Origin of the sequence: Sanguibacter sp. 25GB23B1 (assembly GCF_040012415.1) — a bacterium.
GTDB lineage: Bacteria > Actinomycetota > Actinomycetes > Actinomycetales > Cellulomonadaceae > Sanguibacter.
In genome coordinates this window covers 36,935-60,114 of the sequence record NZ_JBDYKL010000025.1, presented here as the reverse complement: position 1 = coordinate 60,114, position 23,180 = coordinate 36,935, and the positions used below count along the sequence as shown (strand labels likewise).

28 protein-coding genes are annotated in these 23,180 nt (G+C 71.1%); 12 read left to right on the top strand and 16 right to left on the bottom strand.

The annotated features are described in order from the left end of the window. Nucleotides 1-64 precede the first annotated feature (64 nt). The 3 genes from ABKW26_RS13905 to ABKW26_RS13895 all read left to right on the top strand — a co-directional run bounded on the left by ABKW26_RS13905 (nt 65) and on the right by ABKW26_RS13895 (nt 4,036). Nucleotides 65-1,225 (top strand): DUF916 domain-containing protein, encoded by a 1,161-nt coding sequence (locus tag ABKW26_RS13905; RefSeq protein WP_348594373.1) that lies wholly within the window; start codon nt 65-67, stop codon nt 1,223-1,225. A 92-nt stretch (nt 1,226-1,317) separates the two neighbouring features. Next, entirely contained in the window at nt 1,318-2,310 is a 993-nt protein-coding gene (locus ABKW26_RS13900; RefSeq protein WP_348594372.1) for a diacylglycerol kinase family protein, read from the top strand. A 124-nt stretch (nt 2,311-2,434) separates the two neighbouring features. Further along, nucleotides 2,435-4,036: a methyl-accepting chemotaxis protein gene (locus ABKW26_RS13895; RefSeq protein WP_348594371.1), complete on the top strand. Its 1,602-nt coding sequence runs from the start codon at nt 2,435-2,437 to the stop codon at nt 4,034-4,036. A 52-nt stretch (nt 4,037-4,088) separates the two neighbouring features. Here the strand turns inward: ABKW26_RS13895 and ABKW26_RS13890 are convergent, their stop codons facing one another. From ABKW26_RS13890 to ABKW26_RS13870, 5 genes are all read right to left on the bottom strand, one after another. Then, nucleotides 4,089-4,940: an oxidoreductase gene (locus tag ABKW26_RS13890; RefSeq protein ID WP_348594370.1), complete on the bottom strand. Its 852-nt coding sequence runs from the start codon at nt 4,938-4,940 to the stop codon at nt 4,089-4,091. A 5-nt stretch (nt 4,941-4,945) separates the two neighbouring features. Next, nucleotides 4,946-5,935: a WYL domain-containing protein gene (locus tag ABKW26_RS13885; protein ID WP_348594369.1), complete on the bottom strand. Its 990-nt coding sequence runs from the start codon at nt 5,933-5,935 to the stop codon at nt 4,946-4,948. A gap of 39 nt (nt 5,936-5,974) precedes the next feature. Then, nucleotides 5,975-7,153, bottom strand: coding sequence for an FAD/NAD(P)-binding oxidoreductase (locus ABKW26_RS13880; RefSeq protein ID WP_348594368.1), 1,179 nt, complete (start codon nt 7,151-7,153; stop codon nt 5,975-5,977). A gap of 8 nt (nt 7,154-7,161) precedes the next feature. Further along, a complete protein-coding gene (locus ABKW26_RS13875; protein ID WP_348594367.1) occupies nt 7,162-7,671 on the bottom strand; it encodes an ATP-binding protein in 510 nt (169 codons plus the stop codon). 161 nt (nt 7,672-7,832) lie between these two features. Then, the gene (locus ABKW26_RS13870) at nt 7,833-8,867 is read right to left on the bottom strand and encodes an asparaginase domain-containing protein (protein WP_348594366.1); all 1,035 of its coding nucleotides are present in this window, start codon (nt 8,865-8,867) and stop codon (nt 7,833-7,835) included. A 109-nt stretch (nt 8,868-8,976) separates the two neighbouring features. On the opposite strand from ABKW26_RS13870, the gene ABKW26_RS13865 reads away from it, so the two are divergent. The 4 genes from ABKW26_RS13865 (at nt 8,977) to ABKW26_RS13850 (ending at nt 12,337) form a co-directional block, all read left to right on the top strand. Continuing rightward, complete coding sequence (locus tag ABKW26_RS13865; RefSeq protein ID WP_348594365.1) at nt 8,977-9,813, top strand: alpha/beta hydrolase; 837 nt, start codon at nt 8,977-8,979, stop codon at nt 9,811-9,813. After that, a complete protein-coding gene (locus tag ABKW26_RS13860) occupies nt 9,806-10,375 on the top strand; it encodes a WHG domain-containing protein (RefSeq protein ID WP_348594364.1) in 570 nt (189 codons plus the stop codon). The genes ABKW26_RS13865 and ABKW26_RS13860 overlap by 8 nt, the downstream gene beginning before the upstream one ends. Before the next feature lie 88 nt (nt 10,376-10,463). Continuing rightward, nucleotides 10,464-11,507 carry an ATP-binding cassette domain-containing protein gene (locus tag ABKW26_RS13855; protein WP_348594363.1) on the top strand — a complete coding sequence of 348 codons (1,044 nt, stop codon included), beginning with the start codon at nt 10,464-10,466 and terminating at the stop codon, nt 11,505-11,507. Then, nucleotides 11,504-12,337 (top strand): ABC transporter permease, encoded by an 834-nt coding sequence (locus ABKW26_RS13850; protein ID WP_348594362.1) that lies wholly within the window; start codon nt 11,504-11,506, stop codon nt 12,335-12,337. The genes ABKW26_RS13855 and ABKW26_RS13850 overlap by 4 nt, the downstream gene beginning before the upstream one ends. A 94-nt stretch (nt 12,338-12,431) precedes the next feature. Here ABKW26_RS13850 and ABKW26_RS13845 read toward each other — a convergent pair whose 3' ends face one another. Next, complete coding sequence (locus ABKW26_RS13845) at nt 12,432-12,878, bottom strand: hypothetical protein (RefSeq protein WP_348594361.1); 447 nt, start codon at nt 12,876-12,878, stop codon at nt 12,432-12,434. Between the two features lie 38 nt (nt 12,879-12,916). Then, entirely contained in the window at nt 12,917-13,327 is a 411-nt protein-coding gene (locus tag ABKW26_RS13840; protein ID WP_348594360.1) for a PRC-barrel domain-containing protein, read from the bottom strand. A 266-nt stretch (nt 13,328-13,593) separates the two neighbouring features. Between ABKW26_RS13840 and ABKW26_RS13835 the strand changes: the two genes are divergently transcribed. The 3 genes from ABKW26_RS13835 (at nt 13,594) to ABKW26_RS13825 (ending at nt 15,551) form a co-directional block, all read left to right on the top strand. Then, nucleotides 13,594-14,436 (top strand): AraC family transcriptional regulator, encoded by an 843-nt coding sequence (locus ABKW26_RS13835; protein WP_348594359.1) that lies wholly within the window; start codon nt 13,594-13,596, stop codon nt 14,434-14,436. A 45-nt stretch (nt 14,437-14,481) separates the two neighbouring features. Continuing rightward, nucleotides 14,482-14,883 (top strand): VOC family protein, encoded by a 402-nt coding sequence (locus tag ABKW26_RS13830; RefSeq protein WP_348594358.1) that lies wholly within the window; start codon nt 14,482-14,484, stop codon nt 14,881-14,883. A 215-nt stretch (nt 14,884-15,098) separates the two neighbouring features. Then, on the top strand, nt 15,099-15,551 hold the full coding sequence (locus ABKW26_RS13825) for a hypothetical protein (protein ID WP_348594357.1): 453 nt from the start codon (nt 15,099-15,101) through the stop codon (nt 15,549-15,551). A 774-nt stretch (nt 15,552-16,325) separates the two neighbouring features. Here the strand turns inward: ABKW26_RS13825 and ABKW26_RS13820 are convergent. From ABKW26_RS13820 to ABKW26_RS13785, 8 genes are all read right to left on the bottom strand, one after another. Continuing rightward, nucleotides 16,326-16,709, bottom strand: a complete 384-nt coding sequence (locus ABKW26_RS13820) for a hypothetical protein (RefSeq protein ID WP_348594356.1) — start codon at nt 16,707-16,709, stop codon at nt 16,326-16,328. A gap of 358 nt (nt 16,710-17,067) precedes the next feature. Further along, nucleotides 17,068-17,418, bottom strand: coding sequence for a hypothetical protein (locus tag ABKW26_RS13815; protein ID WP_348594355.1), 351 nt, complete (start codon nt 17,416-17,418; stop codon nt 17,068-17,070). A gap of 131 nt (nt 17,419-17,549) precedes the next feature. Beyond that, entirely contained in the window at nt 17,550-17,939 is a 390-nt protein-coding gene (locus tag ABKW26_RS13810) for a hypothetical protein (protein WP_348594354.1), read from the bottom strand. A 7-nt stretch (nt 17,940-17,946) separates the two neighbouring features. Beyond that, entirely contained in the window at nt 17,947-18,243 is a 297-nt protein-coding gene (locus tag ABKW26_RS13805) for a hypothetical protein (protein ID WP_348594353.1), read from the bottom strand. Nucleotides 18,244-18,359: 116 nt separating this feature from the next. Continuing rightward, nucleotides 18,360-18,767, bottom strand: a complete 408-nt coding sequence (locus ABKW26_RS13800; protein ID WP_348594352.1) for a hypothetical protein — start codon at nt 18,765-18,767, stop codon at nt 18,360-18,362. A 73-nt stretch (nt 18,768-18,840) separates the two neighbouring features. Then, the gene (locus tag ABKW26_RS13795) at nt 18,841-19,293 is read right to left on the bottom strand and encodes a DUF305 domain-containing protein (protein WP_348594351.1); all 453 of its coding nucleotides are present in this window, start codon (nt 19,291-19,293) and stop codon (nt 18,841-18,843) included. A 26-nt stretch (nt 19,294-19,319) separates the two neighbouring features. Next, the gene (locus ABKW26_RS13790; protein ID WP_348594377.1) at nt 19,320-19,706 is read right to left on the bottom strand and encodes a four-helix bundle copper-binding protein; all 387 of its coding nucleotides are present in this window, start codon (nt 19,704-19,706) and stop codon (nt 19,320-19,322) included. Nucleotides 19,707-19,852: 146 nt separating this feature from the next. Further along, the gene (locus ABKW26_RS13785; RefSeq protein ID WP_348594350.1) at nt 19,853-20,263 is read right to left on the bottom strand and encodes a Rid family hydrolase; all 411 of its coding nucleotides are present in this window, start codon (nt 20,261-20,263) and stop codon (nt 19,853-19,855) included. Nucleotides 20,264-20,341: 78 nt separating this feature from the next. On the opposite strand from ABKW26_RS13785, the gene ABKW26_RS13780 reads away from it, so the two are divergent. Both ABKW26_RS13780 and ABKW26_RS13775 read left to right on the top strand, forming a co-directional pair. Further along, complete coding sequence (locus tag ABKW26_RS13780) at nt 20,342-20,986, top strand: TetR/AcrR family transcriptional regulator (protein ID WP_348594349.1); 645 nt, start codon at nt 20,342-20,344, stop codon at nt 20,984-20,986. A gap of 634 nt (nt 20,987-21,620) precedes the next feature. Further along, nucleotides 21,621-22,286, top strand: coding sequence for a GAP family protein (locus ABKW26_RS13775; protein ID WP_348594348.1), 666 nt, complete (start codon nt 21,621-21,623; stop codon nt 22,284-22,286). A gap of 9 nt (nt 22,287-22,295) precedes the next feature. Here ABKW26_RS13775 and ABKW26_RS13770 read toward each other — a convergent pair whose 3' ends face one another. Next, the gene (locus ABKW26_RS13770; RefSeq protein ID WP_348594347.1) at nt 22,296-23,174 is read right to left on the bottom strand and encodes an AraC family transcriptional regulator; all 879 of its coding nucleotides are present in this window, start codon (nt 23,172-23,174) and stop codon (nt 22,296-22,298) included. Nucleotides 23,175-23,180 lie beyond the last annotated feature (6 nt).

Sequence of the window (23,180 nt, the reverse complement as noted above, 5' to 3'; positions counted from 1 at the left end):
CCCCGCGAGGCGGGGACCGGACCGTCACCACCCGCTCGACCCGCACGACCGGCCAGGAGCACCCATGACCCGCACGTCGCTCGCCTCCACTCCCCCTCCGTCGACGCTCGTGCTCGTGGCGTCGCAGCCCGCCCGAGTGCTCACTCGGGCTTGGCTGGCCGTGCTCGTCGCGCTGTGCGCCGTGCTCGCCCCGGTGACCGTAGCCCGCGCGGACGAGGCTCCGGGCGCCCAGGTGTCGTGGGGCGTGCGCCCCGCCGACACGGAGCACGGCACCCAGCGGCCCAGCTACGCGTACGAGCTCGAGCCCGGCACCGTGCTCACCGACGCGCTCGTCGTGTCCAACTACTCCCCCGCCCCGCTCACCCTGAGCGTGTACGGCGCGGACGGCTTCATGACCGACGACGGCCAGCTCGACATCGTCACCGCCGGGACCGAGTCCACCCAGCTCGGCGCGTGGGTCGAGTTCGAGACCGAGTCCCTCGTCCTGCAGCCCGGCGAGACGACGACCGTCCCCTTCACCGTGAGCATCCCGGCCGACGCGACGCCCGGCGACTACGCAGGCGGCGTCGTGACGTCGCTGCTCGTCCAGGAGGCCACGGGTGTGAGCGTCGACCGCCGCCTCGGCTCCCGCATGCACGTACGCGTCGCCGGCGACCTCGCCCCGCGCGTGAGCATCGACGACCTCGACGTGAGCACCTCCGGCGGCGTGCTCGGCGTCTTCACGGCCGCCCCGGCCACCGTGTCCTTCACCGTGACGAACACCGGAAACACGCGCCTCGCAGCAGGCCACGTGGTCGAGCTCTCCGGGCCGTGGGGCCTCGGCTCGGCCTCCGTGCCGCAGACGGAGCTTCCCGAGATGCTCCCCGGGACCTCGGTGGACAAGACGGTCGAGGTCGACGGGGTCCGGCCGCTCGTGCGGCTCACGGCCGAGGTGCGCGTCGCAGGCCAGCCGATCGCCCCCGCGATCGCCGGCAGCGCGGCAGCCGCCGGTGCCGGGGACACCGACGGGCCCGCCGTCGAGGCGTCCGCGACCGAGACGGTCTGGGCCGTGCCGTGGCTGCTCCTCGCCGTCGTCGCCCTCCTCGTCCTGGCCCTCGTCCTCTGGCCGGTCCGCCGCAAGCGACGCCGGGCGGCCGAGCAGGCGCGCATCGACGCGGCGGTGGAGGCGGCGCGGCGCGAGGACGCGACCGCCGCGGCTCCGGGAGACGCCTGGGGAGCCCGCTGAGGTGCGGGCACCCGCGTCTGGGGGGAGACTCTGACCGGTGCTGCGACGAGGCTGCGCGCCCCAACCCTCCTCCACGGAATCGAGCACGAGACATGGCTGACCCGATCCCGAGCACCGACCGCGTCGCGGCCGTCGTCTACAACCCCGTCAAGGTGGACCTCGACGCCCTCAAGTCCGCGGTGGCCCGCGAGGAGCACGCAGCAGGCTGGTCGACGTCGCTGTGGTTCGAGACGAGCGTCGAGGACCCGGGACAGGGCATGACGCGCGAGGCGCTCGACGCCGGCGTGGACATGATCCTCGCTGCCGGCGGCGACGGGACCGTGCGCGCAGTCGCGGAGGCGATCGGCGACACGGAAACCCCTCTCGCTCTGCTGCCGTCGGGCACGGGGAACCTCCTCGCCCGCAACCTCCAGCTCACGCTCGACGACCTGGACCACTCCGTGCACAGCGCGTTCGCCGGCACGGACCGGCGCGTCGACCTCGCGAAGATCGAGATCCGACGCACGGACCGCACCATCACGAAGCACTCCTACGTCGTCATGGCCGGCGTGGGCCTGGACGCGAAGATGCTCGAGAACACCGACGAGGACCTCAAGAAGAAGGTCGGCTGGCTCGCCTACGTCGGCGCCATCATCACCTCTCTCAAGGACCGCAACCGGCTCACGCTCCAGATGTCGGTCGACGGCGGCGAACCGACGACGATGAACGCGCACACCGTCATCATCGGCAACTGCGGCTCCCTCCAGGCCAACGTGCTGCTCCTGCCCGAGGCTGTCGTCGACGACGGCCTCCTCGACGTGGTCGTCATGCGCCCCGAGAACCTCGTCGGCTGGGCGCAGGTGCTGCACAAGATCATCTGGGAGAACGGCGTCCTGAGCCGCACCCCGCTCGGCCGCAGGTTCCGCACCAAGGAGGTGCGCGCCCTCAACTACGTCCGCGGCGAGAAGCTCACCGTGAACCTCAGCCGGCCCGAGCAGATCGAGCTCGACGGCGACGGCTTCGGCGAGGCGACCGCCTTCCGCACGTGGGTCGAGCACGAGCACCTCGTCGTGCGCGTCCCGCAGGACGACGACTCGGCGGCGTAGTCCCCGCCGGGGGGCGGGTCGACCTGGTCACACCTGGGCCCTTTGACTCACGACAGCGCGGCGGCGACCGATAAGACGGCCGAGGGCGCCTGCCGTGGCGTCGTGAACCGTCCGAGGAGAACCCATGTCGTCCGTCGAGCACCGAGCGCGCTCCATCATGTCCGACCGTCCGCTCGGCGTGAAGATCGGCGCAGCGCTCGCGCTCATGGCGATCGCCGCGCTGGTCACAGGCCTCGTGAGCATCTCGAAGATCCGGGACCTGCGCGACGGCCAGTCCGAGCTGTACCAGCAGAACGTCCAGCCCATCGTCGTCCTCGGTGACATCCAGCGGTCCTTCCAGGGTGACCGCGCGCGCATCATCCAGTACGGCATCGCCGACGAGGCGACCCGCGAGGAGCTCCGAGCGGACCTCACCGTCCGCAAGGCCGAGGTCGATGAGCTCATCGCAGCCTATGCCCCCTTCGCCATCGGTGACGAGGACTGGGCCACGTTCGAGTCCGGCCTCTCCGAGTTCTACGCCGTGTCCGAGGGCGAGCTCTTCGACGCCGCCGACGCCGGCCAGGACGAGGAGTTTGCGACCCTGTTCCAGGAGACGATCCGGCCCCTCCTCACGTCGTTCGTCGAGCCCTTCAACGCGGAGACCAAGACGCAGGAGGAGCAGGCCGCACAGCGTGCCGCCGACGGAGAGGCTGCCGCGTCGAGCGCCCTCGTCACGATCGTCCTCACGCTGAGCATCGGCATCATCGCGTCGGGCCTTCTCGGCACGTGGGTCACGCGCAGCATCCTCCGTGACCTGCGCCGGGTCCGCGAGGCCACCGAGCGTCTCGCGGCCGGCGACCTCTCCTCGACCACCGGCGTCGTCACGGGCGACGAGGTGGGCCAGATGGCGAAGTCGCTCGACGTCGCCATCCTCGACATCCGCTCCCTCATGGAGTCGGTCACCGGATCGGCCGACGCCGTCGCCGCAGCGTCCGAGGAGCTCTCCGCGTCCTCGCTCCAGATCGCGTCCTCCGCCGAGGAGACCTCGGTGCAGTCCGGTGTCGTCGCCAACGCGGCCGACGAGGTCTCGCGCAACGTCGAGACCGTCTCGAACGGTGCGCACGAGATGGGTGCCGCGATCCGCGAGATCTCCCAGTCGGCCAACGACGCCGCGCGCGTCGCCGCACAGGCCGTGACGACCGCCGCGGAGACCACCACGCAGGTCTCGCGCCTCGGCATCTCCTCCCGCGAGATCGGCGACGTCGTCAAGGTCATCACGAGCATCGCCGAGCAGACGAACCTCCTCGCCCTCAACGCGACCATCGAGGCCGCCCGCGCCGGCGAGGCCGGCAAGGGCTTCGCCGTCGTCGCGAGCGAGGTCAAGGAGCTCGCCCAGGAGACCGCCCGGGCGACGGAGAACATCGCGAGCCGGGTCGAGACCATCCAGACGGACACCGAGGGTGCCGTCCGGGCGATCGACTCGATCAGCGAGATCATCGCGTCCATCAACGAGTACCAGCTGGCCATCGCGTCCGCCGTCGAGGAGCAGACCGCCACGACGGCCGAGATGTCCCGCTCCGTCGCCGAGGCAGCCGGTGGAACTGGTCAGATCGCCGGCAACATCGGCTCGGTCGCCGACGCCGCGGCGAGCACCACGCTCGCCGTGAGCCAGACGCAGCAGGCCATCGCGGAGCTCGCCTCCATGGCCTCCGGCCTGCGGTCCCAGGTGGGACGCTTCACCTACTGACAGGACGCCGCCCGCGCTCACCGGTCGTCCGGCCCTGAGCGCGGGCGGTGCTTCAGCGCAGGAAGGCGCGCGCCACGAGCACGTCCATGAGCGTGTCCGGCAGGAGCTTGCGGGCGGCGACGATGGTGCCTGCCCCCTTGCCCGCGGCGTAGCGGGCACGCGGTCGGCGCACGGTCGCGGCGCGAACGATCTTCCGGGCGACCACGTCGGGCGTCGTGCCTGTGCGCGGGTCGTCGGCCCGCGTGAGCGCCGCGGCGACGGAACGCGCCATGGCCCCGTACGGCCCGGCGGCCGACTGCTCGAGCATGCTCTCTCGCGCGATCGTGTTCCACTCGGTGAGGATGGGTCCGGGCTCGACGATGACGACCTCGACGCCGAACGGCGCGAGCTCGATGCGCAGGCAGTCGCTGAGCCCTTCGACCGCGAACTTCGTCGCGTGGTACCAGGAGCCGAGCGGCTCGTAGATCTTGCCGCCGATCGAGGAGATGTTGACGATGCGCCCGGAGCGGCGCTCCCGCATCCCGGGCACGACGAGCTGGATCAGCCGGGCGAGACCGAACACGTTGACCTCGAACTGCCGTCGCGCCTCGTCGAGCGGCACGTCCTCGAGCGCACCGAACGAGCCGTACCCGGCGTTGTTGACGAGCAGGTCGATGCGACCGGCCTCGTCGAGGATGCGCTCGATCCCCTCCGTCATCGACGCGTCGTCCGTGACGTCCATCGCGAACGTGTGGATGCCGCGCTCGGTGAGCGCGGCCATGCGTTCCGTCCGGCGCGCCACGGCGTAGACGCGGTATCCCTGGGTGGCGAGCAGGAGGGCGGTCTCCTCGCCGATGCCGGAGGATGCTCCGGTGACGAGGGCGACCTTCGGGGCGGTGCTGGCGTGGGCAGGCAGGGAAGTCATGCCGGTCAGTCTGTCAGTGAGGCCGCGTAGCGTGCGGCGAGGCGTGCGGCAGCCTCCCGGAGCTCGGGTGGTCCGACGATCTCGAGGTCGGTGTCGAAGTTCCCGAACCATGCGGCGAGGCCGCCCCAGGACCACGACGTGGCGTGGACGCGGCAACGGTCGGGGCCGAGCGCCTCGACGAGCACGAGGTCGCCGACCCACTGGGCGATCGAGGAGGCGGACGTGTGGAGGATCGCCTGGCCCGCGCAGGGCCCGGCCGGGACGACGAAGCGCTCGGCGACGTACGTGGCGACGTCGGGCGCCGGGAGCTGCCGCCGCTCGAAGCGCGGGCCCGTGGGGCTGCGCGGCGTCATGCGGTCGACGCGGTACGTCCGCCAGTCGGCGCGGTCGAGGTCCCAGCCGACGACGTACCACCGGGCGCCCCAGGTGATGAGGTGGTGCGGTTCCGTCCGTCGCGGCGGACCGGCGACGCCCGGTGACGCCGTCGCCTGCGTGGCACCGCCGTCGCGCGGGCTGGAGTAGTCGAAGCGCAGCACCTCGCGGGCCTGGATCGCGGTCCCGATCTCGACGAGCCTGGCCGTCGCGACCCGGGGCGCGTCCGGGGACGTCGGCTCGACGAGCGTCACCTGGAGCGCGTCGATCCTCGCCCGCAGGCGCGCGGGCATGACCTGCCGGACGGTCGCGAGCGCGCGGGCCGCGGCCTCGCCGATCCCGGTGACGGTCGACGAGGTCGTCTGGAGCGCCACCGCGACGGCGACGGCCTGCTCGTCGTCGAAGAGGAGCGGTGGGAGGTCGGCTCCGGCCGCCAGACGGTATCCGCCGTCGGGGCCCTTCGTCGCGCGCACGGGGTAGCCGAGCTCGCGGAGGCGGTCGACGTCGCGCCGGACGGTGCGCGGGCTCACCTCGAGGCGTTCGGCGAGGGCGTTGCCGGGCCAGTCGCGGCGCGCCTGGAGCAGCGACAGCAACGTGAGGAGCCTGCCCGCGGTGTCGGCCATGAGGCCACACTGCCACGAGTGGCGGTCAGAAGCTGTCCGCTACACCTTGCCCTGGAGCAACCGGCGGAAGTAGATGTGCGGCTCGACGTAGCGGTCGAACGCCCACGTGCTCAGTCGCGGTCGGACGAGGTCCGGGAAGGGTACGGACGGCTGGTGTCGCCCGGCACGGTCGAACTCGGCGAGGAGCAGCCGTCGGCGAGAGGTGGTCACCGGGGCGATCGAGTACCCGTCGTACCGCCGCATCGGGGCACCCGTGCGGCGGGCGGCGATGTTGCGGGCGACGACCGGGACCTGCTTGCGCAGAGCACCGCCGGACGGCAGCGCATCGAGCTCCGCGACGTCGCCCAGCCCCCACACCGTGGGGTGCTCGACGTGCTGGAGCGTGTACGGGTCGACGCGGAGGAAGCCGCCGTCGTCGGTGCACGCGAGACCGCTCTCCGCGATCCACGCCGGCGCCCGGTGGGGCGGCGCGAGGTAGAGCGCGTCGTACGGCACGGTGGTCGCCCCGGCCTCGAGCGTCCGCGCCGTGGCGTCCACCGACGTCACCGCCGCACCGAAGCGGATGTGGACCCCCTGCTCGGCGGCCACGTCGCGGAGCGTGCGGTCGGCACGCGCATGGTCCACGAGGCGCTCCCCCTCGACGAGGAGCTCGATCTCGATGGCGTCCCGGACCCCCTCGCGTCGCCAGTGCTCGGCCGCCATGAACAGCGGCTTGAGCGCGACCGGCGAGCAGGGCACGTGCCGACCCGCGACGACGAACACGGCGCGTCCTGCCCGGAGGGTGGAGAGCATGCCCCAGGTGTCGGCGGCGGAGTCTGGCAGGTAGCTCGTCGCCGCGTGCGGCGTGCGCACGGCCGCCTCGGAGCCGGGGATCGCGTCCCAGTCGACCTGCGAGCCCGGGCACAGGGCGAGGTCGGAGTACCCGATCTCCGCACCACCGGCGAGGCGCACGACCGAGCGCTCGGGCTCGACCGCCACGACCGAGCCGGCGTGCCAGCGGACCCCTCGCGGGGTGACGCGCTCCTGCGGGCGCCGCAGGTCCTCGAGCGTCGCCTCACCGCCGGCGACGTAGGAGAGCATCGGGCGGTAGTGGTGCACGCGCTCGGGCTCGATGACGACGACGTCCTTCGCGCCGTCCCGGACCAGCCGTCCGGCGAGCGAGAGGCCGGCGTTACCGCCTCCGACGATGACGACGTCGTGGTGCCTGCGAGTCCTCACGGGGGCAGTCAGGCGAATGCCCGGGTCTGGGCGACGAGCCGCGCGCCGCCGCGCCTGCGGGAGCCGCGCGCGACCGACTCGGCCTCGGCGTCGGTCGCCGGGAAGCAGGCCCACACGTGCTTGGCGGTCCCGCGGGCGTACCAGCCGACCTCGGCAGCGAGGCGTTGGGCAAGCTTGAGCCCGAACCCACCCTCCCCTGCCGGGCGGACCCCGGCGACCACCGGCGAGCTCGCGACGTCGTGGTCGACGACGTCGAGGAGCAGCTCGTGGTCCCGGGCGAAGAGCCGGACCGAGCGGGGTGCCTTGGCGTGGCGCAGCGCGTTGGTCGCGAGCTCGCTGGCGACGAGGACCATCTTGTCCGGGGTCTGGGAGAAGTCGCCGCGCGGAGCACCGACGGCGCCCGTGATCGCCTCGTGCAGCGACGACCGGAGCCCGGCGAGCGCACCGGCAGAGTCGACGTCCCACCGCTGGACCAGCCGGAAGTCGTCCGGTGGCCGGCTCGTTCGCAGAACAGTCATCACATCCCTCTCGTCGCCGTGCTCGCGTCGTGCCGTCTGAGCCCTTCGCCGAGTGTCCGGGCTGTGCTGTTCCGTCCGGCCCTCCTTCGTTTGTAGCAGGCGCCGGACGGGTCTGCGCGGTGGGACGGTCGCGCAGCAGGTCACGGCGACGAGCGCCCGGGTCAGTCCTGGCCGTACCGCGCGACGCCGGCACGGACGTCGGCAGGCGATGCGCCGGACGCGAGCAGGAGCATGAGCAGCATCCGCGCCTTGGGAGCGGAGAGTCCACCACCCGGGACGATCCCGACGCGTGCGAGGTCGATCTCGCCGCCCGGGTAGCCGTACGTCCCGGAGAGGGCAGGCCCGGACCCCACCCGGCTGCACAGCACGACCGGGATCCGTGCGGCCGCCGCCGCGACGTTGTCGACGGCGCTCGCTGCGACGTGACCGCCACCTGCGCCGGCGAGCACCACGCCGCCGTACCCCGCGTCGGCGAGGCCGGGCAGGAGCGCGAGGTCGTCCCCCAGCCCTGCGACGACGACGGCGACGCGCGGGACCTCGCCGGTCGGGACGGGCAGGGCGGGGCGGGGCCGCGGGACGGCGCCCAGTCGGACGGTTCCCTCGACGACCGCCCCGACGGGGCCGAACGGCTCCGAGGAGAAGCCGTCGACGCGGAAGGTGCTGCGCTTGGCCACCCACCGGGCGGCGTGGGTGCGGTCGGCGAGCTGCACGAGGACGCCGGCACCGCGGGCGTCCTCGGACGCCGCCACGCGGGCGGCGGCGACGAGGTTGGCCGCGCCGTCGGCCCCGGGCGTGGTGCGGTCGCGCATCGCGCCCGTGACGACGACGGGCACATCGGCCGCCGCACCGAGGACGTCGAGGACGAAGGCCGTCTCCTCGATGGTGTCCGTCCCCTGGGAGACGACCACGCCGTCGACGTCGTCACCGATGCCGGTGATGGCGGCGTGCAGCGCGAGCAGGTCGGGGAGCGTCAACGACGGGGACGGCACCATGCGGAGCTCGAGCGGCACGAGCTCGACGCCCGGCACCCAGTGCTGGATCTCCTGCTGGAAGAGCCCTGCACCGCTGCGCGGGACGACCCCGGCTGCGGCGGTCTCCGGGGCGGCCTGCTCGGAGCTGATCGTGCCGCCGAGCGTGATGAGCCGGACGCGGCGGAGCGCGGGTGACGACTGGGGACGATCGGAAGGAGAGGGCATCGTCCTATTCAACCGCGAAGTCGTCCGTGCACCCGAGCAACCATTGACACGCTCGGCTAACTGCATTAGTTTGTGGCTAACAGCATTAGCCACTCTCGAGGAGGACATCATGACCCAGCACCTGACCATCGGCGAGAACACCCTCGCGTACGACCTCTCCGGCGAGGGACCGCTCGTCGTCCTCGCACACGGCATGGGCGACAGCCGGCACTCCTACCGCTTCGTCGCCCCCGCACTCGTCGCCGCCGGCTACCGGGTCGCGAACGTCGACCTCCGCGGCTCCGGCGACTCGAGCATCGGCTGGGACGGCTACAGCCGCACAGACATCGCCGGAGACCTCGTCGCCCTCGTCCGCCACCTCGGCGGCCCGGCGGTCATCATCGGTCAGTCGATCAGCGGCGGCGCCGCGACGATCGCAGCCGCCACCGCACCCGAGATCATCAGCGGCGTCATCGAGCTCGCACCCTTCACCCGCAAGCAGTCCACCGATCTGGGCGCGATGCTGCGGGACAAGCGTCACCGCACCGCCATGACCCGCCTCATGGGCGCCGCGTTCCTCGGGAGCGTCCCGAGCTGGACGAAGTACCTCGACCTGGCCTACCCGACCAAGCCGGCCGACTGGGACGCCGAGCTGTCACGCATCGAGCGCACGATGAACGAACCTGGTCGCATGAAGGTTCTCAAGGCCATGAGCCAGTCGAGCCCCGCCGACGCCGGCGCCCAGCTCCCCCACGTCACCTGCCCGGTCCTCGTGGTCGAGGGCAGCGCCGACCCGGACTGGGGCGACCCCCGCGCCGAGGGCGAGCGGGTCCTCGCCGACCTGCGCCCGGGCCTCGGCTCGCTGGTCGTCATCGACGGCGCCGGCCACTACCCGCACGCCGAGACCCCCGACCAGGTCGTCGAGCTGGCACTGCCGTTCCTCACCAGGGCGTTCGCCCGTGGCTAGGGCGGGTCTGGACCCGGCATCGGTCACGGAGGCCGGCGCGACGCTGGCCGACGAGCTCGGGCTCGACGGGTTGAGCATGGGGCTCGTCGCCGAACGGCTCGGCGTCAAGACACCGTCCCTCTACAAGCACGTCGACGGGCTGGCCGACCTCACGCACCGGATCGCCGTCCTGTCGGCGACCGAGCTCGGCGACGCGCTGCGCGACGCGACCCAGGGGCGGTCCGACACCGACGCCCTGGCCGCCGCCGCCCAGGCGATGCGCCGGTACGTCAAGGAGCATCCGGGCCGGTACGCGGCAGGGAACCGGGCCCGCACCACCGATCCGCACGATCCGTTCGTCGTCGCGAGCACCCGGCTGCTCGACTCCCTCGCTGCCGTGCTGCGGGGGTACCGGCTGGAGGCCGACCAGGAGATCCACGCGCTCCGGACGCTGCGCAGCATGCTCCACGGCTTCGCCACCCTGGAGGTCGCCGACAGCTTTCAGATGGACACCGACGTGGACGACAGCTTCGCCTGGATGATCGCGTTCATCGACCAGGGACTCCGGGCGACGGTCCGATGAAGTCCTCGAGGTAGCGGACAGAACCTGACCGCTCCTCCTGCGAGCGTAGAACCCGTACACACCGGGCAGCCCGACCGCAGGAGGACAGATGATCCGCACGCACGACCTCACGAAGGACTTCACGCCCAGACGCTCCGACGCCGTCCACGCCGTCAAGGGCGTGACGCTCGCGGTCGAGCCGGGCGAGCTCGTCGCCGTCCTCGGCCCCAACGGGGCCGGCAAGACGACGACGATGCGCATGCTCACCACCCTCATCAAGCCGACGTCCGGGAGCGCCGAGGTCGCCGGGTTCGACGTGGTCGCCGACCCGGAGCAGGTCCGGCGGCGCATCGGCTACGTCGGCCAGGGCAACGGCGCCGGACACTCCCAGCGCGCCCGGGACGAGCTCGTCAGCCAGGGCGTCATCTACGGCCTCGACCGCACCGCAGCCCGGCGGCGCGCGGACGAGCTCCTCGACGCCCTCGACCTCGCACCGCTCGCTCGGCGCAAGGTCTCCGACCTCTCCGGCGGGCAGCGCCGACGACTCGACGTGGCCATGGGCCTCGTCCACGCACCGAGCCTGCTGTTCCTCGACGAGCCGTCCACCGGGCTCGACCCGCACAACCGCGCCAACCTGTGGGACCACATCATGCGCATGCGCGACGAGTACGCCATGACGATCATGCTCACCACGCACTACCTCGACGAGGCCGACTCCATGGCCGAACGGGTCGTCATCGTCGACTACGGGGAGATCATCGCGGACGACACCGCCGAGAACCTCAAGACGGACCACGCGGGCGACCGGCTCGTCGTGTCGACAGTGCTGCCAGAGGCCGCGCCGCGGCTCCGTGAGATCGCCACCCGGCTCGAGGGCGCGCGCGACGTCGTCCTGCACGACGCGACCGGTCGAAGCGCCCTGGCGCGCGTCGAGCTGCGGGTCGACCACGGGCCGCGAGCCCTGCCCGAGCTCCTGCGGGCCGCGCAGGCGGAGGGCATCGAGGTCGCCACCGCCGAGCTGTCCCGCCCGACCCTCGACGACGTGTTCCTCAACCTCACCGGTCGCAGCCTGCGCGAGGCGGGCGTCGCGGCCGACGGTGCCGACAGCGCTGACACCACGACCGACCCGACCGCCCGGAAGGACGCAGCATGAGCACCACGACGACAGACGCCCCGACGACCGGGCGTCGCACCCCTCCCCCGACCGGTCCCCGCAACCTCGCGCGCGACGTGTGGATCGTCCTGCAGCGCGAGCTGCGCCCTGTCCTGGCCGACCCGTTCTCGGTGATGTTCGGTCTCATCCAGCCGCTCGTGTTCCTCGGGCTCTTCGGTCCGCTGCTCGTCGGGTCGCTCGGCCCGCAGGCCGAGGGCGCGCTCGGCGGCGACGTGTGGCAGTGGTTCGTGCCGTCGATCCTCGTCATGACCGCCCTGTTCAGCAGCTCGACCACGGGCGCCAACCTGCTCTTCGAGTTCCAGACCGGCGCGCACGAGCGGATGATGGTCACGCCGCTGTCGCGCTCGTCGATGCTCGTCGGCAGGTCGCTCAAGGAGATGGTGCCGCTCTCGTGGCAGGCGGCGCTCATCGTCGTCGTCATGCTGCCGTTCGGCTTCACGCTCTACCCCGTGGGCGCCGTGCTGGGCCTCCTCCTGCTCGGGGTGTTCGGCGTGGGCCTCGGGTCCTTCAGCTACGCGCTCGCGATCGCGGTGCGCAAGCAGGACTGGATGTTCTGGGCCGTGCAGCAGACGTTCCTCTTCCCCGCGATGATCCTCTCGGGCATGCTCCTGCCCCTCGAGACCGGGCCGGGGTGGATGCAGACCGCGTCACGCTTCAACCCGCTGACGTACATGGTCGACGCGGAGCGCGCCCTCTTCGCGGGGAACATCGCCGACACCGACGTGCTCTGGGGCGTCGTGGCCGCGCTCGTCACCGTGACCGCCGGGCTCACGGTCGGCATCCGGACGATGGCCCGCAGCGCAGACTGAGAAGCCGTCTGAGCGTCACGCCCCCTTCGCTCAAGGACGACATCGCCTCATCCTCCTGGAGGGCCGGGTGCGAGTGCCCGACGACGGTGCAGCCTCAGTTGATCGGCTCCGGGACAAGATCCTCGTACCGGGGGAAGGTGCCGTCCAGCACGGGTACCGCGAGGGTTGTCGACCCGTCCCTCGTCGACGTGAGCGTCAGGTCAACTGTCGCTCCCGGGGGTGCCGGAATCGACCGGATCGGGACCGGGTAGTCCTCAGGGCCGAGCAGCAGCGTCTCTCCCGAAGCCACGTCGAAGGACTGCGCCTGCTCGTCGGGGAGCCCGACGGACACCGTGACGGACTCGTCCCCGTTGTTGTCGACAGCTCCGAGGACGGTGCCCGGCTGCCCTTCGGCTGCTGACAGCACCATGATGTTGGACATGAGGAGGGAGCCGAGCTCGACGCGCAGACCGTCGTTCGACGCCGCGTTGTCGACCTCCTCGGTCGAGCATCCCGCCAGGGCGAGAGCCGAGGCGAGGACGGCCACGAGGAGAACCCTCACCGGGCGTCGGTGCGGAGAGGTGGTCGAACTGAGGAGCATCACAGCGGCACGCCGCCCGGGTAGACGTAGCCCTGTCCCCAGTACGGGCCCATCCCGTAGTACCCGTAGAGGCCGCCGTAGTAGGTGAGAGGGCTCGCGGCGGCCAGCTCGGGGTCGTAGCCCGGGCTGCCCTCGACGTGAGATCGCGACGTGCTGACGTGCACCTGGTCGTCGATGCGGGTCACAGCATCGACGGGGATGAGCACCTTCTCCTGACCGATCCCGAGGAACCCGCCGGACGTGACCTCGAGAAAGCGGACACGCTCCTCCTCCTCGTCGACGAGGAGGTCGCCGACCGTGCCGAGCTGTTCGCCGTCAGGGTCCACCACGTGACGCCCTCGGATCTCCTGCTCGTCCGGGACCGTCAGACCGCTGTCGGAGATGCGGACGAGGATCGGGTTGTCGGTCATGGTGCTCCTTCTCGGTGGATGGTTCAGGGTGGCCTCGGGAGATCAGCAACAGGTCACTCCGTGCCCGAGCCCGGTGCCTGCTCGATCGGGTCGGCGACCAGGACGACCTGTCCCTCGTCCACCGTGCGTGGCTCCGGAGCGCCCAGCCTCTCGGGCGACCCGCGCGTGACACGTTTGTCGTCGACGCGTGACCTGACTGTGACGGAGCTTCGAGATCAGGTCCGGACGAGGCCCCCTGCGCCCCCGCCGGGACGTAGCCTGGGCGCGTGAGCACCCGAGCCGTCGAGCGGCACCCGGCGCGGCGCGTGTGGCGCGAGCCGACGACGGCGCGCCGCGACGCCGCCGACAGCCGGTCCCTCCCGCTGTACGGCGCAGACGCTGTCGAGGTGCCGTTCGTCATCGCCGGGATGGGCGAGACGGTGGACAGGGACACGTGGTGGGAGGTGCACTCGCACCCGACGCACGAGCTCCTGTGGAACGAGCACGGCGCCTCGTCCGCAGCGGTCGGCTCGCGGACGTGGACGCTCACGCCCGCGATCGGGCTGTGGATCCCGGCCGGCACGCCCCACACCGGATGGATGCCGGCCGGGACGCGGTACCGGACGGCGCAGTTCAGCGTCCGGACCGTGCCGTCCATCTCGCAGGAGCCGGTCGCGGTCGGCCTCACTCCGCTGCTCCGGCTGCTGCTCGACCGCCTCGCTGCCGCAGACCTCGACGCGTCGTCCCGCACGACGACCGAGGCGATGGTGCTCGACGTGCTCGCCCCGGCCGAGCACGAGCTGCTCCTCCACGTGCCCGGGTCCGCGCTCCTCGCGCCGATCGTCGACGCGCTGCGCGAGGACCCTGCTGACGACACGACTCTCGCGGCCTGGGCGGAGCGCCTCGGCGTGAGCGCCCGCACCCTGACCCGGGCGTTCACCGCCGAGACCGGGCTCGGGTACGCCCAGTGGGTCGCCGCGTGCCGCGTGCAGCACGCGGCCGTGCTCCTCATGCAGGGCGAAGGGATCGAGGACGTCGCCGGATGGGTCGGCTTCCGATCGGCGAGCGCGTTCGGCGCCGCGTTCCGCCGCGTGACGGGGACGAGCCCGGGGCGGTTCCGGACGCAGTGAGCAGTGCACCTCCTCCTGTCGGCGGTGGAGGTTAGCGTGGCGGGCATGGCGACTCCCACGATCACCCTCGGTGCGATCAACCTCGAAGCAGAGGACCCCGCCGCGCTCGCCGAGTTCTGGGCGAGCGTCACCGGCGCGGTCCCCTCGCCGGGCGGTGAAGCCGTCTACCTGCCGCCGGCCGGCCCCGACGGGTTCGGGATGTTCTTCCAGCCGATGTCCGAGCCTCGCCCCGAGCGCCAGACCATCCACCTCGACCTCACCGTGCCGTGGGGGTCGCGCCGCAGCGAGGTCGAGCGTCTCGTCGCGCTCGGTGCCACGTTCCGGTGGGACGTCCTCGACGAGGTCCCCCACGTGCAGTGGACCACTCTCGCCGACCCGGAAGGCAACCTCTTCTGCGTCGCCGAGCACCCGCCGACCGACGACGACGACGACGACGCAAGCCTCTAGCTGTACCCGGCCGAACAGTCTCCTCGCGAGGCTCAAGTTCTCGCCTGTCGGTGTCGATTCGTCCGGTACACAGGGTGCGAGAAGGTTGTCAGGGGGAGACTTCATGGTGTTTCACGCCGCGGCGACAGCGACCGCAGGTGGCGTCCCGTTCCAGGTGGGATCGTTGGTGTTCGGTGCCAACCCCTGACGCACCGGTGCGATCGTTGGGTGCCACGTTGATCCGTGCCCTCTATCTCGGCTTCTTCTCGCTGGGAGGGAAACTGCTCGGTCGGCAACAGGACCTGGCGACCGTGGCGCATTCGATGCGGCTCGCCGTCGATGAGGCCCTGAACCCAGGGGCGAACCCCGAGATGACAGTTGACGTCACCAAGGTCGGCGCACTGATGCCCACAGCCGTCGGGTTGGTGATCACGATCCCCGTCCTGCTGCTGTACCCGCTCTACGAGGTGCCCGCCGTGCTCACGGTCGTACTGGCCTACATGATGACCTGCACCGCGCTGGCCGCCACGCAGACGGCGCGCCACCTGGCGGCCGTCCATGACCGTAACCGCTGGCAGAAGGCGGGACGGCCGCCAGAGTGGAAGGCCAGCGCCCTCGGACGCCCGTCAGGCATCGACATCCCCGTGTGGCTCGTGCTCGCAGCATTCCTCATCTGGGCGACGCGATAACGCTCACGACGCAGGAGAGGCAGTGCCCGCCCATGACCGACAGTCAGCTACCAATCGGCGCGCTGTTGCTCATAGCAGGTGCATGCGTCAATCTGATGGCGCTCTTTCCACTAGCCTCGAGCGAGCGGCAGAGGCTCGCGTTCCGCAAGTTGTGGAGGGCCGGTCCCGCACTTGCCCTCTGCGGTCTCGTGGCGGCCGCCGTGAGCGATCCTCGACCGGAACGCTTGGTCCTGACGGCACTGGGTGGCGCAAGTCTGCTGTGGTGTGTCTGCGCGCGTGGGCGTGAGGCCAAAAAGGTGTCACCTCGCGCAGCCCCGTCGATTCGCATCGGCACCTCTCATGTCGCGGCCGGAATCGCCGGGTACTTCATCGGCTTCGTCGCAGTCTTCATGCGCTGAGTCTGAGGAACGACACACAGCTCTCCGCCCGCAAGGATCCTTTGCGATCTAGCTGAAGAGTTGATCGCAAAAGGGGTTCGAATGAAAGGCGGCTTCCTTATCAGTCTCGATGAGGATCTGTACCGGCAACTTGTTGTTGCGCTCGTGCAGCTCGGGGGGGGGGTGGGGGATCCCGTGGACCCGATGGCTCGACAGACGGCTCGTGACGACCAGCGGCGTGATCCTCGGCACCGACGACGCGGTGATCGAGAACCTCTTCGACGTGTTCTTCGCCCGCATCGAGAGTGGTCCCGGACCTCCGGGCGGACTACCTGATCCAGGCGGCGCATCAAGAGCAGACGAGACAGCTCCCGCTAGGTGCACTGCGGCTCATGACTCAGCCGCCAGTGAACGGGGTGATCACCAGCTCGGCGTCGACTGCCTCGCAGGGGCCGACGAGGGTGGCGAGCGTGTCGTGCCATGCAGGCGCGTCGAAACCCTCGCGCATCGTTCCCTCCCCCGCTGCGAGTCCGGGGGCGATCGCCTGCAGATCGGCTATCCCTCGCCCCACAACCGTGTCGTCGCTCGAGGGAATCCGGCCGAGCACGCGCGCCGCGAGCTCGTACCAGCCCTGCTGCTCCTGGACCTCCATGCGCCCGGCGCCCACACCGAGGTCTGCGTTCTCCACGATCGTCATCACGTCGCTGAGCGCCACACAGGAGGCCGCGTCGCGCCTCGCCTGATCCGCCTTGCCAACCGCGGACGGCGTTTCTGCGGGCATCTCCTCACTTCCGCAGCCTCCCAGGATCACACTGGCAAGCAACGCAACTGACACTCCGAAAGCAGATCTCGCTCGCACCAGGAAGCCTCATCTCGCAGATACTTGTCGCCTCAGGACGTTCGTCGTGCGGCATCCACTCGGCCACTAGAGCCGACGGCACCGTTTGCTGGCGATCAAGACGGGAGTCTGCCCTGGTCAGGCTCCTTCTTGCACCCTCATGCAGGGTAGGCGCCTCCACCGGCCTGGCGGTCGGGTTCAACGCTCGAACGCCGAGCGGAACATCCCCCTCGTGGCCGCGTGTGCACTCAGGAGAGACTTCGAGTACCTCGACGACAACTGAGCGTCTGCGCATGTCGCATCAGGCGTAGAGGTCGACATCTCCTAGCCGGTGCCCCGCCCTGGGTGAACGCTCCACGCCCTCGGCAGATGCTGGGGCTTGGGCCTCCTGATCCTTGCTCTGTTCACGCGCGAGCGCTGCGGCGGCCGCAGCAACGGCCGCAGCAGCCATCTCGATCATCGCCCGATCAACCTCGATCGTCTCCTCCGGAGCCCGGTCGACGACGTCTTGCGCAAGCTTCTTCTGCGCATCCGCCAGGTGCTTGACCGCCCTGTCGTAAGCCTGCTGCGCTGGTGAGCCACCCGCGGCAGCCGATCCCCTGCCGAGAGTGCCCAGCTTCGTCGTGCTCGCATCGATCCGCATCGCTGCCACTACCGCCTTCTAGCTAGTGCCTTTCTCTCAGTGATCGACACCAGACCGGCCGTCATGAGCATCTGGGCTGCGCTTCACCCTGCGGCCGGCTGGTCCCGCACGCTCCGCGAGCGTCGGTGGGAGAAGAAGGACTAGTCGGGTCGTCGTAGCGCCCTGACGAACAGGACGAGGGTGCCGGCGGCGACGCCCACGGACCCCAGGAGCGCGACGGTCGCCGTCCAGCCGGGGCCGGTCGAGACCGTGCTCCCGTCGGAGAGCGTCCACGTGCACCGCGGCCCGTGGGGCAGGTACGACGTGCTCGTCACGGCTTCGCGGTGCTCCCACTCGAGCCCCGGGTCCTCCCGCACGACGTCGGGTACGGTCACCTCGACGCACGCCGTGTCCGTGGCGCCGTCGAACATGGGTGCCCACGGAAGGACGATCGCCGTCCCGGCCACGGCGACGCAGACCATGAGGACGAGCACCATCGCTCCGGCGAGGCGAGACTCGCGGACCGCTCGCCGCCGGCGCGGATCGTCCACGGCGCGGTCAGCGACGCGACGCGCGGCGGACGCGGATCGCGCAGATGGCCAGCAAGACAGCGACCTGCAGCAGGAGCACACCGCTGAGCAGCGCCGCATGTGCTCCGAGGAGCTTCTCGTAGGCGAACGCCCAGGACTCGCTGTCGGACGCCGAGCCGGCGAACATCTCTGCCACGTACCAGCGGTTGCCCCACGCGACGAGCCGCGCGAGTCCCGCCAGCCCGAGCACCACCGCAGCGATGGTGGTCCAGAGCACGACCGCGTCTCGCGTCGTGCGCCGGTGGGAGCGTCCCGGGGTCGGCATCTGCGATCCCTGCGCTTCACCGCCACGTACGTTCATATCGAATCCCCTGGTCGAACGGTCGCTCGGCATGCTCTGAGGACATGTCTACCGCACCCGCCGGCTGAACCGAGTCGCGGTCAGGTGCTCGCGCTCGCCGACGAGCGCCGTCCGGACCACGCGAGCACCCCGACAGCGCCCAGCGCGACCGTCGACGCGCCCAGCACCGTCAGGGTGATGTCCCACGACGCGTCCTTCCACACGGTGCTGCCGTCGGAGAGGGTCCAGGTGCACCGGGTCCCGTACGGCAGCCAGGACATGCTCGGCGACGCCAGAGAGCCTTCGGACCCCGTCGCCGCCCACTCGTCGACGACGACCGTCGGCGTCTGCACCCCGCTGCACGCCCCGTCGGCATTCCCGCCGAACGAGTCGAACCCCGGCGAGAGCAGGGCGGCCGCAGCAACCATGCCGCAGATCAGGAGCACGACGCCGACCACCACCGCCAGGCTCGTCTGACGCAGAGCTCGTCGTACCCCCGGACCGTCCATGCCTCGACCCTAGGGTCTGTCCGGGGCGTTGCCTCGCTCCGTGCACCAGCGGCGTGGCGGGTGGGTGTCCGCGTCAGTCGGCGTCCTCGAGCCGGTCGATGATCTCCTCCATCTGGGTGATCTCGTCTCGCTGGGTGCTGATGATCTGCTCGCAGAGCTCGATGATCTCGGGGTCCGAGAGGTCCGCCTCCTGGCAGACGAGGATGGCGCGCGAGTGGTGCGGGATCATCGAGGACAGGAACTCTCGGTCCCCGACGAACGTCTCGGTGCGGGCGAGCGCGAACCCGCCGACGAGGACGAGGACGAAGATACCGAGCAGCCCGAGGTTGAGGCGCTTGTTCTCGTACATGGGCCACATGACGAGGAGCATGATCAGGCCCATGCTCCCGATCATCGTCAGGCTGATGTAGAAGTTCGACAGGTTGAGGTGGACGTGGTCCCAGGTGCGGGTCTGCGTGAAGCTGAGGAAGAACATCACGGTGAGGCTCAGCACCATGGCGATGCCGAGGCGGGCGTACATCTTCATCGGAGGGCTCCGTTCGTCGCGTCGTCTCAGCCGAGGGTGGCGAGCAGCTCCCGGCAGGCCTGCGCGCAGCGTCGGCACGCCTCGGCGCAGATCCGGCAGTGCTCGTGCATCTCGGCGTGCTGACCGCACTCGTCGGAGCAGGCTGCGCACGCGGCCGCACAGGCTTCGAGGACGGCCCGCGTGACGCTCACGTCGTACCCGGTGCGACGGGTGAGCACGCGACCGGTCGCCTGGCAGACGTCGGCGCAGTCGAGATTCGTGCGGATGCACGTCGTCAGCTCAGCCACCATGTCCTCGCCCAGACAGGCGTCGGCGCACGCCGTGCACGTCTGTGCGCACTCGACGCAGGCCTCGATGCAGGCCTGCAGCGCGTCCCTGTCCATGCCGAGGTCCTGCGGATGTGTCGCGAGCATGTCGCCAGCAGCAGTCACGATCGATCTCCTCTCGTGCGACCGGTGACGCGGCCCTCGTGCTGGAAGCGCGGACCTTGTGACGTCGACGGCCTGTTTTTCACCGTATCGAGGACCGCGACGAGCGGCATCTGGGCGGGAGAGGCGCGTCAGCCGATGACGGCGACGGCGTCGACCTCGACGAGGAGGTCGGGCGCCGCGAGCGCGGCGACGCCGATCCCGGTGAGCGGGGCGAGCGGCACCTCGATGCCGAGACGTGCGGCGGCTCGGGCGACGCCCTCGGCGAAGAGGGGCAGCTTGTCGGGGGTCAGGTCGACGACGTACACGGTGATCTTGACGACGTCGGCGAAGGTGGCGCCGGCTGCCGCGAGGGCGGTGGCGACGTTGAGGTAGCACTGCTCCACCTGGGCGACGAGGTCGCCTGCGCCGACGGTGCTGCCGTCGGCCGCGCAGGAGATCTGTCCGGCCATGTAGACGGTCTGCGAGCCGTTCGAGACGGAGACGTGGCGGTAGAGGTCGACGACGGGCAGCCCGTCGGGGTTGATGAGTGTGACGGGCATGGTCGCTCCAGGTTCTCGGGAGCCCGGCGGGCTCGGATCTCCAAACCATAGCATTGCTATGCCATGTACTCTAGGCCCATGGCGAGAACCAAGGATCCGGCGGTCCGCACCCAGCTCATCGAGCGTGCGGCGCACATGCTCCGCACCCGGGAGCCCATCACCCTGCGCGCGCTCGTCGCGGAGAGCGACGTCTCGACGATGGCCGTCTACACGTACTTCGGCGGCATGGACGGCCTGTGGAAGGCCCTGCGACAAGAGGGCTTCACCCGTATGGGGGCGCGCTTCGCGACTCTCGGGACCAGCGCCGACCCCGTCGCCGACCTCACTGCACTGGCTGCGTCCTACGTCGACAACGCCCTCGACCACCCGGACCTCTACCGGGTCATGTTCGACGCGAGCGTCGACCTCGAGGACCTCGGCGCCGCCGACGAGACCCTCGAGCACCTCGTCCAGGCGGCCCTCCGAGGGCGCGACGCCGGTCGGTTCCGCCCCGACGTCGTGCCGCTCGACCTCGCGACCCAGACGTGGGCCGTCAGCCACGGGCTCGTCTCCCTCGTCGCGACCGGCCCGCTCCCCCCCGAGACGCTCGCGCACGGCCTCCCCCTGCTCACCGGGCTCTTCGTCGGCGCGGGCGACGAGCCGGGCCGCTGCCGCGAGTCGGTCGAGCGCAGCTGGCCTCACAGAGCCCCGCACCGCCAGGCGCCACCGGGCGAGCCGCAGTAGCGCGACGCCCGTGGCGGCAGCCGAGGCACCCCGGTGCGAGATGCGCTGCAGACCAGTGTTCCGAGACCGTCCCATGCGCATCCGCCGCCACACGCTGCACTGAGATGAGCTCCTCTCGCTTGATACGGTGGTCGTGTCCAACTGGCCTGAGGCAACGATGCAGGTCATGCCAGATCGACACAGGGGGTAGACAGTGAAGATCTCAAGAACGAGAGACGGAGCAGGGCCGTTCCTGACTGTCTTCGCGGGGATGGTTCTGTCGGGGTGCGCATTGATCCTCCTGGTCCCCATACTGTTCCGCTCGCACAGCCCGTGGCTGGTGTGGCTGGCTGCAGCCCTCGGGCTTCTCTTCGTCGTTCTCGGGTGGGCGACGCGTCGAATGCGCCCCCACCTGTCGAGGACGGACGATTCGAAGGGTGGCCTGTAGGACGTACGTCGCGGCTGCGTGCAAGGTTGGACAGGGATCGCGAAGCGGCCGGAACCGTGTCTCACGAACGACGTGCAGCACGTGATGGCTTTTCGTGGACGAGTGGGGTCGGTCGGTCGCAGCTGGACCCACAGAGCCCCGCACCGCCAGGCACCACCCGGCGAGCCGCAGTAGCGTGACGTCCATGGCGGCAGCCGAGGCACCCCGGTGCTAGACGTGCTCGGAGAGGCGTTCCCCCTCGCGATGGGGATCGCCCTGAGCCCGCTGCCGACCATCGCGATCGTCCTCGTGCTCCTCGCTCCCCCGGGCCGCCGGGGCGGCACCGCCTTCCTCGCCGCCCGACTCGTCGCCGTGGGCGCCGTCGTCGGGCTCTTCGCTGTCGTGTCCGACGTCGCCGAACGCTCCGGCGACGCCGCACCGGCCGTCGCCGTCACGCAGGTCATCGTCGGTGCGGCGCTCCTGCTCGTCGCCCTGAAGACCTGGCGAGGACGCCCACGCGGGGGCGTCGAGCCGGACCTCCCCGGGTGGATGAGCTCCATCGAAGGACGCACCCCCGGTCAGAGCGCCCAGCTCGCCGCGGTGCTCACCCTCGCGAACCCCAAGGAGCTCCTGCTCGCGATCGGCACGGGGGTCGCGATCGGCAGCGGCGGGCTCCCGATCGGCCAGACCGTCGTCGTCGCCGCCGTCCTCACCGCCGTCGCGTGCATCAACGTCATCGCGCCCGTGGTCGCGTTCCTCCTCGCCGGCGAACGCGTCCGCGCCCCGCTGAGCTCCGCGCGGGCGGCCCTCGTCCGGCACAACGCGACGATCATGAGCATCGTGCTCGTCGCCATCGCTGCTCTGCTCGTCAGCGGGGGGATCGCCGACCTGTAGGGAGCGGGATCACCGCATCCGCCCCCGGTAGGCGGTCGGCGTCTGGCCGTGCACGCGGGCGAACTGCCGCGAGAAGTACAGGCCGTCGTCGTACCCGCTCGCTCGCGCGACGGCCGTGATCGTGAGGTCGGTGCTGTCGAGCAGCTCGCGTGCCCGCGCCATCCGGAGGTCGGTCTGATACCGCAGTGGCGATACGCCCGTCTGCTGGCGGAAGAGAGCGCCGAGGTGAGAGGTGCTCAGGCCGACCATGGCCGCCAGCTCGCCGACCGACGTGCGCCCGGGCGTCGTCGCGCGCAGGTGCTCCGTCGCGCGCTCCACGGGGCTGGGTGCGGGGCCCGGAGCGCGTCGTCCGGTCGCGACGACCTGGGCGAGCGCGTTCCACGCCGCTCCTGCGGCGCGCACCGACCCTCCCGTGGTGCCGGCATCGAGCGCGTCGATGACCTGGGACACGAGGCTCGCCACCGGTGCCGGGTCGCGGAGGTGGGACGCGAGGCTCCCGGCCGCGTGCCGGGCGGCGGCCACGAGGGCGTCGGCGTCCGGGCCCACCACGTGGAACCACCACACCGTCCACGGGTCCGCGCGCGACGCCCCGTAGGTGTGCGGGACCCCCGCGGGCAGGAGGACGGCGTCCCCGCGCTGGACGGTGACCTCCTCGTCGTCGGCGCGGCACCACCCCGTGCCGTCCGTGCAGACGAGGACGACGTGCTCCGCGGCGCCCGCCGGCCGGGCCCGGCCGTGCCGGGACGCGTGCGGGAAGACGCCTGCGGCAGTGACGAGCAACCGGTCGGTCACCGGGCGTGCGAGCGCCGCCCGCACCATGGGCCGGGGCACCACGAGCATGCGTTGACCGGCGAAGCCCTCGCGCACGGCGTCCGTCGTTTCGTCCATACGCTG

Coding starts and splice junctions, on each gene's coding strand:
- ABKW26_RS13790 (WP_348594377.1), bottom strand. CDS start 19,706: ATGCTCGCGACACATCCGCAGGACCTCGGCATGGACAGGGACGCGCTG.
- ABKW26_RS13795 (WP_348594351.1), bottom strand. CDS start 19,293: ATGAAGATGTACGCCCGCCTCGGCATCGCCATGGTGCTGAGCCTCACC.
- ABKW26_RS13905 (WP_348594373.1), top strand. CDS start 65: ATGACCCGCACGTCGCTCGCCTCCACTCCCCCTCCGTCGACGCTCGTG.
- ABKW26_RS13890 (WP_348594370.1), bottom strand. CDS start 4,940: ATGACTTCCCTGCCTGCCCACGCCAGCACCGCCCCGAAGGTCGCCCTC.
- ABKW26_RS13820 (WP_348594356.1), bottom strand. CDS start 16,709: ATGCCCGCAGAAACGCCGTCCGCGGTTGGCAAGGCGGATCAGGCGAGG.
- ABKW26_RS13830 (WP_348594358.1), top strand. CDS start 14,482: ATGGCGACTCCCACGATCACCCTCGGTGCGATCAACCTCGAAGCAGAG.
- ABKW26_RS13900 (WP_348594372.1), top strand. CDS start 1,318: ATGGCTGACCCGATCCCGAGCACCGACCGCGTCGCGGCCGTCGTCTAC.
- ABKW26_RS13885 (WP_348594369.1), bottom strand. CDS start 5,935: ATGGCCGACACCGCGGGCAGGCTCCTCACGTTGCTGTCGCTGCTCCAG.
- ABKW26_RS13780 (WP_348594349.1), top strand. CDS start 20,342: ATGGCGAGAACCAAGGATCCGGCGGTCCGCACCCAGCTCATCGAGCGT.
- ABKW26_RS13865 (WP_348594365.1), top strand. CDS start 8,977: ATGACCCAGCACCTGACCATCGGCGAGAACACCCTCGCGTACGACCTC.
- ABKW26_RS13895 (WP_348594371.1), top strand. CDS start 2,435: ATGTCGTCCGTCGAGCACCGAGCGCGCTCCATCATGTCCGACCGTCCG.
- ABKW26_RS13840 (WP_348594360.1), bottom strand. CDS start 13,327: ATGACCGACAACCCGATCCTCGTCCGCATCTCCGACAGCGGTCTGACG.
- ABKW26_RS13875 (WP_348594367.1), bottom strand. CDS start 7,671: ATGACTGTTCTGCGAACGAGCCGGCCACCGGACGACTTCCGGCTGGTC.
- ABKW26_RS13770 (WP_348594347.1), bottom strand. CDS start 23,174: ATGGACGAAACGACGGACGCCGTGCGCGAGGGCTTCGCCGGTCAACGC.
- ABKW26_RS13805 (WP_348594353.1), bottom strand. CDS start 18,243: ATGCCGACCCCGGGACGCTCCCACCGGCGCACGACGCGAGACGCGGTC.
- ABKW26_RS13785 (WP_348594350.1), bottom strand. CDS start 20,263: ATGCCCGTCACACTCATCAACCCCGACGGGCTGCCCGTCGTCGACCTC.
- ABKW26_RS13870 (WP_348594366.1), bottom strand. CDS start 8,867: ATGCCCTCTCCTTCCGATCGTCCCCAGTCGTCACCCGCGCTCCGCCGC.
- ABKW26_RS13855 (WP_348594363.1), top strand. CDS start 10,464: ATGATCCGCACGCACGACCTCACGAAGGACTTCACGCCCAGACGCTCC.
- ABKW26_RS13850 (WP_348594362.1), top strand. CDS start 11,504: ATGAGCACCACGACGACAGACGCCCCGACGACCGGGCGTCGCACCCCT.
- ABKW26_RS13800 (WP_348594352.1), bottom strand. CDS start 18,767: ATGGACGGTCCGGGGGTACGACGAGCTCTGCGTCAGACGAGCCTGGCG.